This window comes from Kitasatospora sp. NPDC058444 (assembly GCF_042721415.1).
Classification (GTDB): Bacteria; Actinomycetota; Actinomycetes; order Streptomycetales; family Streptomycetaceae; genus Kitasatospora.
This window is the reverse complement of sequence record NZ_JBHXLL010000050.1, coordinates 52,299-66,368: the sequence shown is the minus strand read 5'-3', so window position 1 is coordinate 66,368 and position 14,070 is coordinate 52,299. Positions and strand designations below refer to the sequence as shown.

11 protein-coding genes are annotated in these 14,070 nt (G+C 72.6%); 5 read left to right on the top strand and 6 right to left on the bottom strand.

Annotated elements, in window-relative coordinates; genetic code table 11:
- Window positions 1-173: 173 nt before the first annotated feature.
- Both ACFWP2_RS34190 and ACFWP2_RS34185 read right to left on the bottom strand, forming a co-directional pair.
- Window positions 174-929, bottom strand: a complete 756-nt coding sequence (locus tag ACFWP2_RS34190; protein WP_380458814.1) for a maleylpyruvate isomerase family mycothiol-dependent enzyme — start codon at window positions 927-929, stop codon at window positions 174-176.
- Window positions 930-1,011: 82 nt separating this feature from the next.
- Window positions 1,012-2,319 (bottom strand): aldehyde dehydrogenase family protein, encoded by a 1,308-nt coding sequence (locus ACFWP2_RS34185; RefSeq protein WP_380458812.1) that lies wholly within the window; start codon window positions 2,317-2,319, stop codon window positions 1,012-1,014.
- 309 nt (window positions 2,320-2,628) lie between these two features.
- Here ACFWP2_RS34185 and ACFWP2_RS34180 point away from each other — a divergent pair, with 309 nt between their 5' ends.
- A complete protein-coding gene (locus ACFWP2_RS34180; protein WP_380458810.1) occupies window positions 2,629-3,321 on the top strand; it encodes a phosphatase PAP2 family protein in 693 nt (230 codons plus the stop codon).
- Window positions 3,322-3,403: 82 nt separating this feature from the next.
- On the opposite strand, the gene dnaE is transcribed toward ACFWP2_RS34180, so the two are convergent.
- Both dnaE and ACFWP2_RS34170 read right to left on the bottom strand, forming a co-directional pair.
- Window positions 3,404-6,970 carry a DNA polymerase III subunit alpha gene (gene dnaE / locus ACFWP2_RS34175; RefSeq protein ID WP_380458808.1) on the bottom strand — a complete coding sequence of 1,189 codons (3,567 nt, stop codon included), beginning with the start codon at window positions 6,968-6,970 and terminating at the stop codon, window positions 3,404-3,406.
- A 238-nt stretch (window positions 6,971-7,208) separates the two neighbouring features.
- A complete protein-coding gene (locus ACFWP2_RS34170; RefSeq protein WP_380458806.1) occupies window positions 7,209-8,336 on the bottom strand; it encodes an NADH:flavin oxidoreductase in 1,128 nt (375 codons plus the stop codon).
- A 329-nt stretch (window positions 8,337-8,665) separates the two neighbouring features.
- On the opposite strand from ACFWP2_RS34170, the gene ACFWP2_RS34165 reads away from it, so the two are divergent.
- From ACFWP2_RS34165 to ACFWP2_RS34150, 4 genes are all read left to right on the top strand, one after another.
- The gene (locus tag ACFWP2_RS34165; RefSeq protein WP_380458804.1) at window positions 8,666-9,862 is read left to right on the top strand and encodes an FAD-dependent oxidoreductase; all 1,197 of its coding nucleotides are present in this window, start codon (window positions 8,666-8,668) and stop codon (window positions 9,860-9,862) included.
- Between the two features lie 140 nt (window positions 9,863-10,002).
- Entirely contained in the window at window positions 10,003-11,427 is a 1,425-nt protein-coding gene (locus ACFWP2_RS34160; protein WP_380458802.1) for a rhodanese-like domain-containing protein, read from the top strand.
- Window positions 11,424-12,284 carry a sulfite exporter TauE/SafE family protein gene (locus ACFWP2_RS34155; RefSeq protein ID WP_380458800.1) on the top strand — a complete coding sequence of 287 codons (861 nt, stop codon included), beginning with the start codon at window positions 11,424-11,426 and terminating at the stop codon, window positions 12,282-12,284. The genes ACFWP2_RS34160 and ACFWP2_RS34155 overlap by 4 nt, the downstream gene beginning before the upstream one ends.
- Before the next feature lie 174 nt (window positions 12,285-12,458).
- Window positions 12,459-13,283 carry a GntR family transcriptional regulator gene (locus ACFWP2_RS34150; protein WP_380458798.1) on the top strand — a complete coding sequence of 275 codons (825 nt, stop codon included), beginning with the start codon at window positions 12,459-12,461 and terminating at the stop codon, window positions 13,281-13,283.
- A gap of 22 nt (window positions 13,284-13,305) precedes the next feature.
- Here ACFWP2_RS34150 and ACFWP2_RS34145 read toward each other — a convergent pair whose 3' ends face one another.
- Both ACFWP2_RS34145 and ACFWP2_RS34140 read right to left on the bottom strand, forming a co-directional pair.
- Complete coding sequence (locus ACFWP2_RS34145) at window positions 13,306-13,482, bottom strand: hypothetical protein (RefSeq protein WP_380458796.1); 177 nt, start codon at window positions 13,480-13,482, stop codon at window positions 13,306-13,308.
- Window positions 13,483-13,547: 65 nt separating this feature from the next.
- Window positions 13,548-14,039: a GNAT family N-acetyltransferase gene (locus ACFWP2_RS34140; RefSeq protein ID WP_380458794.1), complete on the bottom strand. Its 492-nt coding sequence runs from the start codon at window positions 14,037-14,039 to the stop codon at window positions 13,548-13,550.
- Window positions 14,040-14,070: the final 31 nt, after the last annotated feature.

Below are 14,070 nucleotides of genomic sequence, written 5' to 3'. Positions count from 1 at the left end.
GGCCGGCTGCGCCCCGCCGCCCGCGGCCGGCCCGCCCCGGGGCTGGGGGGCGGCGGCCCCGCCCCCGCCCCGGGGCGGCCCCCGCGGGGGGGCCGGCCCGGTGAGGGACCGTCCCGCCGGCGGACTCCATACGCTCCGCCCTCCCAGGCTTGCGGGAAGCGGGAACGAGAGTGCTAGAAGGCGGAGTTGGCGAACCAGAGCTCCAGCAGCGCTTCGTCTCCGGCCGTGCTGATCTCGGGCGCCGTGCGGTCGGTGCGGCCGTACAGGAGGAGCAGGAGGTCGGCGGCGGTGGCCGAGACCGTGGCGTCGGCGGCGGCTGTGTCGTCGGGGGCCAGGTCGAAGCCGTCGGGGCGCAGGCGGATCAGCCAGTCGCCGTCTCCGTCGGTGCGAGTGAAGCGGAGGGTGCGGTCCGCGGCGCGCAGCTTGGCCGTGTGCGGGGCGAAGAGGGTGGCGTTGGGCAGGTTGGTGAGGAATTCGGCTACGCCGTCCGCCGCGAGGTCCGGGTCGATCTCGGGCTTCAGTCCCAGCGCGAGTTCGGCGTCGACGCGGTGGACGAGGGTCTCGAAGAGCATCCGGCGGACCCAGAAGCGGGCGTGCTGGTCGGCGCCCCAGGCCCACATCGGGGCGTCGAGGTCGGTCGTGGCGAACGTCGCGGCCGCTTCCGCGCCGGACTCGGTGAGCCACGCCGGGTAGTCCTCCGCGCGCTCGGGAAGCATGAGGTCGACGTCCCGGCTGGTGGGGGGTGCCTGGATGCGCCGCCGCAGCAGGACGGTGAACCAGCGCTGCACGCTGCCGGTGTGGCGGACGAGGTCGGCGAGCGTCCAGTCGGGGCACGTGGGGACGGGGGTGGCCGGGTCGGCGGACCGTACGGCGGTGGTGAATCGGTCGGTCTCCGCGGCTACGGCGTCGACGTGCTCGTTCGGGGTCATGGGTGGATGCTCCGGAGGGATTCAGAGTGACGGCGGGACCAGTGGTCCGGCGAGGGTGGGGCGGGGCGGCGGCCCGGCGGGGTCAGACGAGGGGCTTGTCGACGACGGCCTTGGTGTGGCTGAACGTGTCGATGGAGTACTCGCCGTGGTAGCGGCCCATGCCGCTCTCGCCGACGCCGCCGAACGGCAGGTCGGGCATCGCCAGGTGGGAGACCGGCAGGCCGAAGCTGAGCGCGCCGGAGGAGGTCTCCTCGGTCAGTCGCCGCTTGGTGTCCGTGGACTCGGTGAAGGCGTAGAGGGCGAGCGGCTTGTCGCGCTCGTTGATGAACGCGATCGCCGCGTCGAGGTCGGGTACGGGCAGGACGGGCAGGATCGGGCCGAAGATCTCGGCCTGCATCACCGGGGCGTCCGCGGGGACGTCGGCGAGGACGGTCGGGGCCAGGTAGCGCGTGGCACGGTTCTGCTCGCCGCCGATGACGGTCCGCCCGTCGCCGAGCAGCGCGGTGAGCCGGTCGAAGTGGCGCTCGTTGACGATGCGTCCGTACTCCGGGTTCGTGGCCGGGTCCTCACCGCTCAGTTCCCGTACGGCGTCGGCCAGTTCGCGTTCCAGTCGGGGCGCGGTGTCGCCGACGGCGAGGACGTAGTCGGGGGCGACGCAGGTCTGGCCGGCGTTGAGGAACTTGCCGCGGGCGATCCGCCGGGCCGTGACGGCGAGGTCGGCGCCGGGGTCGACCACGACCGGGCTCTTGCCGCCGAGTTCCAGGGTGACCGGGGTCAGGTGCTTGGCGGCGGCGGCCATGACGATCCGTCCGACGGCGCCGTTGCCCGTGTAGAAGATGTGGTCGAAGCGCTGCTCCAGCAGGGCGGTGGTCTCCGGGACGGCGCCCTCGACGACCGCGACGGCCTCCTCCCCGACGTAGCGCGGCAGCAGCTCGGCGATCGCCGCGGAGGTCGCGGGGGCGAGCTCACTGGGCTTGACGAGGGCGGTGTTGCCGGCGGCCAGGGCGCCGACCAGCGGAGCCAGCGCGAGCTGGAGCGGGTAGTTCCACGGGGCGATGATCAGCACGACGCCCAGCGGGTCGCGGACGACCCGGGCTTCGGCCGGGCGGAAGACCTCCGGTACGGCGGCCGGCTTCGGGTCCAGCCACTCGGCCAGGTGGGCGACGGTGTGGTCGAGTTCGTTGAGCGTGAAGCCGATCTCGGTCCGGTAGGCCTCGGCGGCGCTCTTGCCGAGGTCGGTGCGCAGGGCCTGCTGGAACACCTCGGCCTGCTCGGTGAGCAGGGTGCGCAGGGCGGACAGCTTGTCCAGGCGCCAGGAGAGCGGCCTGGTCCGGCCGGTGGAGAACTCGGCCCGCAGGCGGGCGACCACGGAAGGGATGGCGTCAGTCATGAGGGGTCTCGCGGTCTTGAGGTGGGGAAGACGGCTGCTCGCGGGTAGAAGTTTCACTACCTGAAGCAATGGCGACCCTAGAGATGAAAGGTTGAGTTTGTCAAGCATCCCCCTGCTGGCCGGACGGCCTGCCGGTCGGACGGTCCGCTGGTCGGGACGGCGGCGTCAGGGCCGGTAGTCGGTGAGGCTGTGGGTGGGGGCACCGCCCCTGGGCGCGGGCGCGGGTGAGATCGAGGACGACGCCGCGGCTACCCTGGCCGCGCGGGGCCGCGTTCCGGCGGCCCGGGTGTGCGCTGGAGGGCTGGGCTGGTGGCTGAGCGGGTGACGGGGCGTCGGCGGTGGGTGGTCGTGCTCGCGGGGGCGTGGTCGGCGTTCGCGGTGGTCGCGGCCGTGGTGGCCGCGCACGGGTGGGCGCCGTTCGCGTTCGAGCAGGCGGCCGTCGACTGGTGCGTCGCGCACCGGCCGCCGCTCGCCCGAGCCGTGGCGATGGCGGTCACCTCCCTCGGCACCGGCGTGGTTCCCTATCTCATGGCCCTGGCCGCGGGGGTCCTCACCGCCCTCGGGACCGCCGGCTCGCCGAGGCGCCGGTGGGCGACGGTACGGGCGCTGCTCCTGCCGGTGGTGTGGCTGGCGCTGGGGCAACTGCTGCGCCAGGGCCTGATGCACGCCTTCGGCCGGCCCCGGCCGCCGGAGACGGACTGGGCGTTCACCGCCTCCGGCTTCGCCTTCCCGTCCGGGCACGCCTTCACGTCCGCCCTCTGTGCCGGCCTGCTCGCGCTCGCCGTCGCCCGTACGCGGCCGGCCGCCACCCGCGAGGCCGTCGTCGGTGCGGTGCTGTTCGCGGGGGTGATCGGCCTGAGCCGGATCTACCTCGGCGTGCACTGGCCGCTGGACGTCCTCGCGGGCTGGCTGCTCGCCGTCGGCTGGCTGGCCGCCGGGGCCGCGGGCTCCTCGTACCTGCCGGCGCCCGCGGGGCGGTCCGACGCGGCCAAGGCCGCGTAGCCGGACCGCCGAGCTGCCGCGTACAGCCGAGCCGCCGGACCGCCGGACCGGGTGAACCCGGAAGGCGGCCCGGCGCCGCCGGTCAGGACCGGACGGCCGCGCCCACCCAGGCGCGGTTGCCGAGGAGGGTCTTGACGTCCGAGGCGAGCCCGTTGTCCGGGTTCACCCGGTACCCGAGCTCGTAGAGGGTGTCCTTGTCCCAGTTGGTGGTGCGCAGCCGGACCGGGACGTCGCCCGGGTGGGACTGGAGGGCGAGCTTGAGTTCGGCGACCACCCGGGGGTTGATCCGGGCGGCCGGGACGGTGATGTGCACCGGCGGCTTGGTGCCGAGTTCGGCGGAGGAGACGTCGAGGGTGGTGATCTCCTGGCCGAAGACGCTCAGCGATCCGTCGCGCTCGTTGAGCCGGCCGCGGATCGAGATCACGTTGTCCTCGATCATCTGGTCGGCCATCAGGTTGTAGGTCGCGGGGAAGAACAGCACCTCGACGGAGCCGTCCCGGTCGGCGAGGGTGATGATGGCCCACGCGTTTCCGGCCTTGTTGATCCGCCGGTCGACGCCGGTGATCAGGCCGGAGAGGCGCACCTCGCCCTCGGAGCGGCCGGAGCCGAGGAGTTCGGCGATCGAGGTGTCGCGGCTCTGGGAGAGGATGTGCTCGGCGCCGTCGAGCGGGTGGCTGGAGACGTAGAGGCCGAGCATCTCGCGTTCCAGGGCGAGGAGTTGGCGGCGGGGCCATTCGTTCTCGGTGAGCTGGAAGTCCAGTCCGATGCCGGGCCCGGCGTCGTCCCCGAAGTCGAGGGCGCCGAACAGGTCGTCCTGCCCGATGGCCTGTTGCTTCTTCAGCCCGGTGACGGCGTCGACCGCGCTCTCGTGCACGGTGCTGAGCGAGAGCCGGGTGTGGCCGAGGGAGTCGAAGGCGCCGGCCTTGACGAGGGAGTCGATGGTGCGCTTGTTGCACACCACCAGTTCGACCTTGTCCAGGAAGTCGGCGAAGGAGGTGTACTTGCCCTTCTCGTCGCGGGTGCGCACCAGGGACTCGATCACGGGCACGCCGACGTTGCGCACGGCCTTGAGGCCGAACCGGACGTCGCTGCCGACGGCGGTGAAGTCGACCACCGACTCGTTGACGTCGGGGGAGAGGATCTTGATGCCCATCTGCCGGCACTCGGCCAGGTAGACGGCCATCTTGTCCTTGTCGTCGGCGACCGAGGTGAGCAGCGCGGCCATGTACTCCGCGGGGTAGTTGGCCTTGAGGTAGGCGGTCTGGTAGGAGACCAGGCCGTACGCGGCGGAGTGCGACTTGTTGAACGCGTAGCCGGCGAACGGGACCAGGACGTCCCAGACCGCCTGGATGGCCTCGTCGGAGTAGCCGCGTTCCTTGCAGCCGGCGTGGAAGGGGACGAACTCCTTCTCCAGCACCTCCTTCTTCTTCTTGCCCATCGCCCGGCGGAGCAGGTCGGCCTGGCCGAGCGAGTAGCCGGCGAGGACCTGGGCGGCGCGCTGGACCTGCTCCTGGTAGACGATCAGGCCGTAGGTCGGGCCGAGGACCTCGGCGAGCGGGGCCTCCAGCTCGGGGTGGATCGGGACGATCTCCTGCTGGGCGTTCTTGCGCAGCGCGTAGTTGGTGTGCGAGTTCATGCCCATCGGGCCGGGCCGGTACAGCGCCGAGACGGCGGAGATGTCGGCGAACTCGGTGGGCTTCATCAGCTTGAGCAGGGCGCGCATGGGGCCGCCGTCGAGCTGGAAGACGCCGAGGGTGTCGCCGCGGGCGAGCAGCTGGTACGTGGTGGGGTCGTCGATCGGGATCTTCTCGATGTCGACGTCGACGCCGCGGTTGGCCTTCACGATCTTGATGCAGTGGTCGATGATGCCCAGGTTCCGCAGACCCAGGAAGTCCATCTTGATCAGGCCCATGGCTTCGCACGACGGGTAGTCGAAGCCGGTGATGATGGTGCCGTCCTTGTCCCGCATGTGCAGCGGGATCAGTTCCAGCAGCGGGGTGGAGGAGAGGATGACGGCGGCGGCGTGCACGCCGGTGCCGCGGATCAGGCCCTCGATGCCACGTCCGGTGTCGATGATCTTCTTGACGTCGGGCTCGTTGTCGTACAGCGCCCGGATCTCGGTGCCCTCGTTGTACCGCGGGTGCTTGTCGTTGAAGAGGTCGGCCAGCGGGACGCCCTTGCCCATGACGTCCGGCGGCATCGCCTTGGTGATCCGGTCGCCCATCGCGAAGGGGTAGCCGAGGATGCGGTTGGCGTCCTTCACGGCGGCCTTGGCCTTGATCGTGCCGAAGGTGTTCACCTGGGCCGTGTAGGCGGCGCCGTACTTCTCGGTCACGTAGCGGACCATCTGGTCGCGCTGGCGGTCGTCGAAGTCGATGTCGACGTCCGGGGGGTTGATGCGCTCGGGGTTGAGGAAGCGCTCGAACAGCAGGTCGTGCTCCAGCGGGTCGAGCTGGGTGATCCCGGTCAGGTAGGCGACCATCGAGCCGGCCGCCGAGCCTCGGCCGGGGCCGACCGGGATGCCGTTGTCCCGGCCGTACTGGCAGATGTCGGCGACCACGAGGAAGTAGGCGTCGAACCCCATCGGGGTGATCACGCCCATCTCCAGCTCGATCCGGTCCAGCACCTCCTGGCTGGGGCTGTCCCCGTAGCGGTGCTTCAGCCCGATCTCGATCTTCTTGCGCAGGTAGGAGGCCTGGGTCTCGCCCTCGGGCACGTCGAACTGGGGCATCCGGTCGACGTAGGTGAAGACCTCCTCGTACGACTCGACCCGCTCGGCGATCGCGAGGGTGTTGTCGCAGGCCTCGGGCAGCTCGCGGAAGAGCTCGCGCATCTCCTCGGCGGTCTTGACGTAGTAGCCGGAGCCGTTGAACTTGAAGCGGTTCGGGTCGTCCTTGTTCTTGCCCACGCCGACGCAGAGCAGGCTGTCGTGGGCGTCGGCCTGGTCGGCGGTGACGTAGTGCGAGTCGTTCGTGGCCAGCAGCGGGATGTTCAGCTGCTTGGCCAGGCGCAGGAGGTCCTCGCGGACGTCCTGCTCGATGGACAGGCCGTGGTCCATCAGCTCCAGGAAGTAGTTCTCCTTCCCGAAGATGTCCTGGTAGGCGCCGGCGGCCTTGACCGCCTCCTCGTACTGGCCGAGCCGCAGCCGGGTCTGCACCTCGCCGGAGGGGCAGCCGGTGGTGGCGATGATGCCGGTCGCGTTGGCGGCGATCAGCTCGCGGTCCATCCGGGGCTTCATGTAGTAGCCCTCCATCGACGCGAGCGAGGAGAGCTTGAAGAGGTTCCGCAGACCGGTGGCGTTCTGCGCCCACATGGTCATGTGGGTGTAGCGGCCGCCGCCGGAGACGTCCTTGCCGCCCTCGCCGTCGGCGCCGGTGGGGCGCTGGCCGCCCGGGGACCAGAACACCTGCTTCTTCTCGAAGCGCGATCCCGGCGCCACGTACGCCTCGATGCCGATGATCGGCTTCACGCCGGTCTTCGCGGCGGCGTGGAAGAACTCGTAGGCGCCGAACATGTTGCCGTGGTCGCTCATCGCGATGGCGGGCATGCCCTGTCTCTCCGCCTCGGCGAACAGCTTGCCGTTCTTCGCGGCCCCGTCCAGCATCGAGTACTCGGTGTGAACGTGCAGGTGCGCGAAGCTGTCGGACACGGCGCTGTGCTCCTGGGAGGGGTGTGTCGGTCGGGGAACGCCCCACGCTAGCCGATCGGCGGCGGCGACGCGCCGGGCCGGAGGCCCGTTGCCGGGACCTTGACGCGTCCTTCCCGGTTCCCCGGCGGGCGCCCGCACGTCCGGGTAGGGTGGGGCCCGTTTCGCCCGGGGCCGTGGACCCGCCCGGCCGCCCGGTCCTGTCGTACCGGTGGCGCGGGCGGGGCCTCGGACACGGCGGTCAGCTCAGGGTGCGGATCGCGGCGGCGTCGTAGGGGCGCAGGTCGGCGAAGCGGCCGGAGAGGACCTTGGCGGCCCACTGCGGGTCCTGGAGCAGGGCGCGGCCGACGGCGACCAGGTCGAACTCGTCGCGCTCCAGCCGGTCGAGCAGGTCGTCGATGCCCTGGAGCGGGGCACCCTCGCCCGCGAACGCGTGGATGAAGTCGCCGTCGAGGCCGACCGAGCCGACGGTGATGGTGGGGCGGCCGGTGAGCTTCCTGGTCCAGCCGGCGAGGTTGAGGTCCGAGCCGTCGAACTCGGGGACCCAGTAGCGGCGGGTCGAGGCGTGGAAGGCGTCGACGCCGGCCTCGGCGAGCGGCGTGAGGATCGCCTCCAGCTCCTCGGGCGTCTCGGCGAGGCGGGCCTGGTAGTTGTCCGACTTCCACTGCGAGTAGCGGAAGATCACCGGGAACTCCGGGGAGACGGCCTCGCGCACCGCGGCGACGAGCTCGGCCGTGAACCTCGTCCGGGCGACCGGGTCGCCCCCGTAGGCGTCGGTGCGGCGGTTGGTGCCCGCCCACAGGAACTGGTCGAGCAGGTAGCCGTGCGCGCCGTGCAGCTCGACGCCGTCGAAGCCGATCCGCTCGGCGGCCGCGGCGGCCTCGGCGAACGCGCCGATGACGGCGTCCAGGTCGGCCCGGGTCATCGCGCGCCCGGTTCCCTCGGTGCCGTCCAGCCGGATGCCGGACGGGCCGACGGCGGGGGCGTCGGCGAACGGCGGGTCGCCCGGCTTGCGCACCATGCCGATGTGCCACAGCTGCGGCACGATGGTGCCGCCCGCCGCGTGGACGTCCTCGGCGACGCGGGCCCACCCGGCGAGCTGCTCCTCGCCGTGGAAGCGCGGGATGTCGTCGCTCTGGCCGGCGGACTCGTGGCCGACGTACGTCCCCTCGGTGACGATCAGGCCGACGCCCGCGGCGGCGCGGCGGGCGTAGTACGAGCGCACGTCCTCGCCGGGCACCCCGACGGGGGAGAACTTGCGCGTCATCGGCGCCATCGCGATGCGGTTGGGCACGGTCAGCCCGTTGATCGTGACGGGCCGGGACAGGATCGCGGCCGCGCGGGAGGCCGGGTTCTCGGTGACGGTCATGGGATTCCTCGTGGGGCGGTGGCGGTGGCGGTGGCGGTGGCGTGCGCCGGGGGCGGAAGCGGTTGCCCAGGCCAACCACCTCGGCGGCCCCCGCATTTCGCCGACCGGGCTCGACCCGCTGTGATCCGCGCCACTGCACACCACTGCACTCCCCTGCTCGCCGCTGCACGCCGCCGGGATGCGCCGAGGGCCTCGATCTCCTCTGCCGCCGGTGGTGCCGTGCGGCGGTTCCGTGCCCTGGAGGCAAATGTCCGGACAATAGCTTGCGACCGGTTCGGGGGCCGTCCTAGCTTAATGTCCGTACATTTGACCCAGGGAGGGTTCACCAGATGACCAGGCATCACCGGATCGTGATCATCGGCGGCGGGACCGCGGGGATCTCGGTCGCGGCCCGGCTGCGCCGCGCCGGCGAGCGGGACGTCGCGGTGCTCGATCCGAGCGACCGCCACTACTACCAGCCGCTGTGGACGCTGGTCGGCGGCGGGCGGGCGCCGCTGGCGGAGAGCATCCGGACGCAGGCGTCCGTCATGCCGAAGGGCGTGCACTGGATACGCCGCGCCGCGGTCGCCGTCGACCCCGACGCTCAGGAGGTGGCGCTGGACGACGGCGGCACGGTCTCCTACGACCACCTCGTGGTCTGCCCCGGCATCCAGCTGGACTGGGACCGGATACCGGGCCTGGAGGCTGGGCTCGGCAGGAACGGGCTGTCCAGCAACTACCTGCCGCAGCACGCCCCCGCGACCTGGCGCTTCATCCGCGGGACCCGCTCCGGCAGCGCGGTGTTCAGCATGCCGTCGGGCGCCATCAAGTGCGGCGGCGCCCCGCAGAAGATCGCCTACCTGGCCGCCGACCACTGGCGCAGGGAGGGCGTGCTCGGCCGGATCGACGTCCACCTGGTGATCCCCGGTGCCGCCATCTTCGGCGTCCCGGAGTTCGCCCGCGTACTGGAGGACGTGGTGCGCCGGTACGGCATCAAGGTCCACTACGGGAGCGAGGTCACCGAGGTGCGTCCGGAGGCCCGCGAGGTGGTCGTCACCGATCTGGCGACCGGGGGGACGAGCACCCTGCCGTACGACGTCGCCCACCTGGTGCCGCCGCAGAGCGCCCCGGACTGGATCAAGCGCAGCCCGCTCGCCGGTGCCGACGACCCGGCCGGCTACGTCGAGATCGACAAGCACACCATGCGGCACGTCCGCCACCCCAACGTGTGGGCGCTCGGTGACGCCGGATCGTCCCCGAACTCCAAGACCGGCGCCGCCGTGCGCAAGCAGGCGCCGGTGCTCGTCGAGAACCTCCTCGCCACCATCAACGGCCGGGAACCCGAGGCCGCCTACGACGGCTACGCCTCCTGCCCGCTGACCACGGCCCGCAACAAGATGCTGCTCGCCGAGTTCGACTACAGCGGGCGGCCCGCCCCGTCGATCCCGGTGATCGACACCATCCGCGAGCGCACCGACATGTGGTACCTCAAGCGGCGCGGCCTGCCGTTCCTCTACTGGAACCTCATGCTCCGCGGGCTCGCCTGATCCCCACGCCCCGGCCCTCCGTCGTCGCGGCCCCGCGCGCCCACGGCCCGCGGCCGGACGACACCGCGCCCACACCCGTGCCCATGCCCCGCCCCCAGGGCGGCGGGGCCGCAACCACCGCCCACCCTCAGGAGCCCCAGATGACGAAGCCCGCCGGACCCCTGGTCTTCGTGCAGTTCTACCTCGACTGCCTCTCCCACGCCTCGTACCTCGTCGGCGACCGCACCACCGGCCGGGCCGTCGTGGTCGACCCCCAGCGCGACGTCCAGGGGTACCTCACCACCGCCGAACAGCACGGCCTGACCATCGAGCGGGTCATCGAGACCCACATCCACGCGGACTTCCTCTCCGGGCACCTGGAGCTCGCCGAGCGCACCGGCGCGCGGATCTCCTACGGCTCCGCCGCCGAACTCGACTTCGACACCGACCCCCTGGGCGACGGCGAGCGACTCGGCCTCGGCGAGGTCGAGCTGGAGATCCTGCACACCCCGGGCCACACCCCGGAGTCGATCTGCGTCGTCGTGCGCGAACACGCCGGTGACGCCGTCCCGTTCGGCGTGCTCACCGGCGACACGCTCTTCATCGGCGACGTCGGCCGCCCCGACCTGCTCAGCTCGCGCGGCCGGTCCGCCGAGGAGATGGCCCGCCTGCTGTACCGCTCCACCCGCGCCCTGCTGACCCTCCCCGACGACACGCGCGTCCACCCCGCGCACGGAGCCGGCTCGGCCTGCGGCAAGAACCTCTCCACCGAGCTGAGTTGCACGATCGGCAACCAGCGCCGCGGCAACTACGCCCTGGCCGACATGACCGAGGACGAGTTCGTCGCCGTGGTGACCGACGGCCAGCCCGCCGCGCCCGCCTACTTCGCGTTCACCTCGGTGCGCAACCGCCAGGCCCGTCCGGTCCTGGACGAGGAGACGCCCGTCCCCCCGCTCACCCCCCAGGCGTTCATCGAGGCCCGGGCCGGCGGCGCCACCGTGCTGGACACCCGGGACCCGGAGGCGTTCGCCGCCGCCCACCCGTACGGCGCGGTCAACATCCCCCTCGGCGGCCGGTTCGCCGAACTCGCCGGCCAGGTGCTCGACGCCCAGGACGCCATCGTCCTGTGCGGGGACCCGGACACCGCGATCGAGGCCCGGAACCGCCTGGCCCGGATCGGTTTCGACCGCGTCCTGGGCGCCCTGGACGCCGCGGTCGAGACGATCGGTGCCGCGCACCTGACCGCGGTCGTGCGCGTGGACGCCGACGAGCTCGCCGACGAACTCGCCGAGGGCGCGGCCGAGTTCGAGCTGCTGGACGTCCGCGGCCCGGGTGAGATACGGGACAAGGGCACCCTCCCCGGCGCCCGGCTCGTCCCGCTGCCCGAACTGCTCGCCCGCCTGGGCGAACTGCCGGCCGAGCAGCCGCTGACCGTGATCTGCGCGGGCGGCAACCGCTCCTCGGTGGCCGCGTCCGTACTGCGCGCCCGCGGCTTCGAGGCCACAGACCTGCGCGGCGGCTTCGCCGCCTGGCACGGCGAGGTCGTCCACCCCGCCGACCAGGACTCGGACGGCGTCACGGCGTGAGCGTCCTGATCACCGCTCTGCTCTGCGGAGCCGTGGTCGGTGTGGCTCTCGGTGCGCTGGGCGGCGGCGGGGGAGTGCTCGCGGTCCCGGCCCTGGTGTACCTGCTGGGCCTGTCGCCCTCCGACGCCGGGACGACCAGCCTGGTCATCGTCACCGCGACCTCCGTCACCGCGCTCGTCCGCCACGCCGGCACCGGCAACGTCCAGTGGCGCACCGGAGCGCTGTTCGCCGCGGCCGGGGTGCTCCCCGCCATCGGGGCGTCCGTGCTCGCCCACCGCATCCCGCAGCCGGTGCTGACCTCCGCGTTCGCCGTCCTGGCGGCGGTGGCCGCCGCGGTGATGCTGCGCGGCACCCGCGCCGCGCGGGGCACGGCGACCGAGGACGGCGGCGGCGCCGGTCCGTCCGGTCCGACCATGCCCGCGACGTCCGGTCCGACCACGTCCGCGACGTCCGGTCCATCCGCGACGTCCGTGAAGCCGGCCGGCCGGGACGGGCACCTTGGCACGGTGGCGGCCGGCGCCGGGCTGGGGGTGGTGACCGGGCTGCTGGGAGTCGGCGGCGGATTCCTCGCGGTGCCCGCGCTGGTCTCCGTGCTCCGGCTGCCGATGCGCAAGGCCGTCGGCACCAGCCTGGTGGTCATCGTCATCAACTCGGTCGTCTCCCTGGCCACCCGCCTGACGGTCACGGAGGTGTCCATCGACCCGGCGATCTTCGGGCCGTTCGTGGGAGCCGCCGTCCTCGGTGCCTGGGACGGCAAGCGACTGGCGGCCAAGCTCTCCGGCGCGGCGCTGCAACGGGCCTTCGCCGTCGTCCTGCTCGCGGTGGCCGCGTTCATGCTGATCGGCGCCTCCGCCTGACGGATCCCGCACGGCCGCTGCCCGGACCCCTCACGTCCGGGCAGCGGCCGCCACCCGTCGCTCGCCGCCGTCCGTCGCCGCTGCCCGTCGCCCCCGCCGCTGCCCGTCGTTGCCCGCCTCGCCCGGTGGGCAACGATTTTGTGCTGACCCCCCGAAGGTACGAACATTCACCTCGTGTCCCGCACCACCCACCCGACCCCCGAACCACAGGAGGGCGCCGTGACCTCCGCGCCCGGCCCCCGGCCCCTCGCCCGAGCCGCCGGCAGTCCGCTCTGGGCGCAGCTGCGCGCCGACCTGCTGCGCCGGCTCGACGAGGGCGAGTTCCGCGACGTCTTCCCCGGCGAGCACGACCTCGTCGCCGAGTACCGGGTGAGTCGGCACACCGTCCGCGAGGCCCTGCGGACGCTCCGTGAGGAGGGCCTCGTCACCGCCCAGCGCGGCAAGGCCTCCCGGTTCACCGCGAGCCGCCCCCTGGAGCAGGACATCAGCGAGGCGTACAGCCTGTTCCGCTCCGTCGAGGAGGTCGGCGCCGTCCAGCGCAGCGTCGTGCGCGCGCTCGACCGCCGCGCCGACGGCGTCATCGCCGCCCGGCTGGGACTCGAGGAGTCCACGCCGCTCGTCTACCTCGAACGCCTTCGCCTGGCGGACGAGGAACCGCTGGCCGTCGACCGGATCTGGCTTCCCGCGGACCTGGCCCACCCGCTGCTGGACGTCGACTTCACCCACACCTCGCTCTACGACGAGCTCGAACGCCACTGCGGCAGCCGCATCCGCGGGGGCTGGGAACGCATCCGCGCCGTGGTCCCCGGCCGGGGGGAGCGCATCCTGCTCGACCTCCCCGCGACCACCGCGCTGCTCGCGATCGACCGGCTCGGCCGCGACACCGACGGGCGTGCGATCGAGTGGCGGCAGACGCTCGTCAGGGCGGACCGGTTCGCCGTCGCCGCCGCGTTCTCCGCGCACGACTACCGGCTCGGCGCCTCGGTCCAGACGCCCTGACGGGACCGAGCCCCGCTGTCCGTCAGTCGGCCAGCAGGAGCACCACCAGGATCGGCAGACCGAAGACCAGGAGGATCACGAGGATCGTCCCCAGCGGACCGCCGCCCTTGCCGCCACTGCCGAAGGGCCCGTCGCCGCCGCCGACGACACTGCTGAGCCACGAGTCGTTGCCGTCACCGCCGTGGTGGCCACCATCCATGCCGACCTCCTCCGTTCGCGTTCTCCGTCACACCTCCGACGTCCGTCCAGGCCGTGTCCGGGGCGTCAGCCCAGTTCCATGAGGATGTCGGCGCGGGCGTAGTACTCGGCCACCGGGAGGCGGTCGCGGGTGATCCGGACGAACCCGGCCTCCTCGTAGAGGTGGACGGCGGGCGCCAGCCTGCTGTTCGTCCCGAGGAACAGCCGGGCCCCGCCGAGTGCCAGGGCCCGGTCGATCGCCGCGGCCACGAGCAGACGGCCGATGCCGCGTCCCTGCGCCGCGGGGGTCACGGCCATCTTCGCCAGCTCGAACACGGCGTCCGGGTAGGCCAGGAGTGCCACGCACCCCAGGACGGCCCCACTGCCCGCCTCGCGGGCCAGGAGCACGTCGCCGCCCGGGCCCACGATGCGGCCGAACGGATCCCCGAGCACGGCCCTGTCCTCCGCTTCCAGGGTGAACAGCTGCGAGATCCACTCCTCGTTCAGCTCGCGGAACGCGTCGGCGTCGCTCTGCGAGGCGATCGAGGAGACCACGGTCGGGGCGGAGGCGTACGGCATGGGGTGGATCCCTTCCCTGGATGACACCACG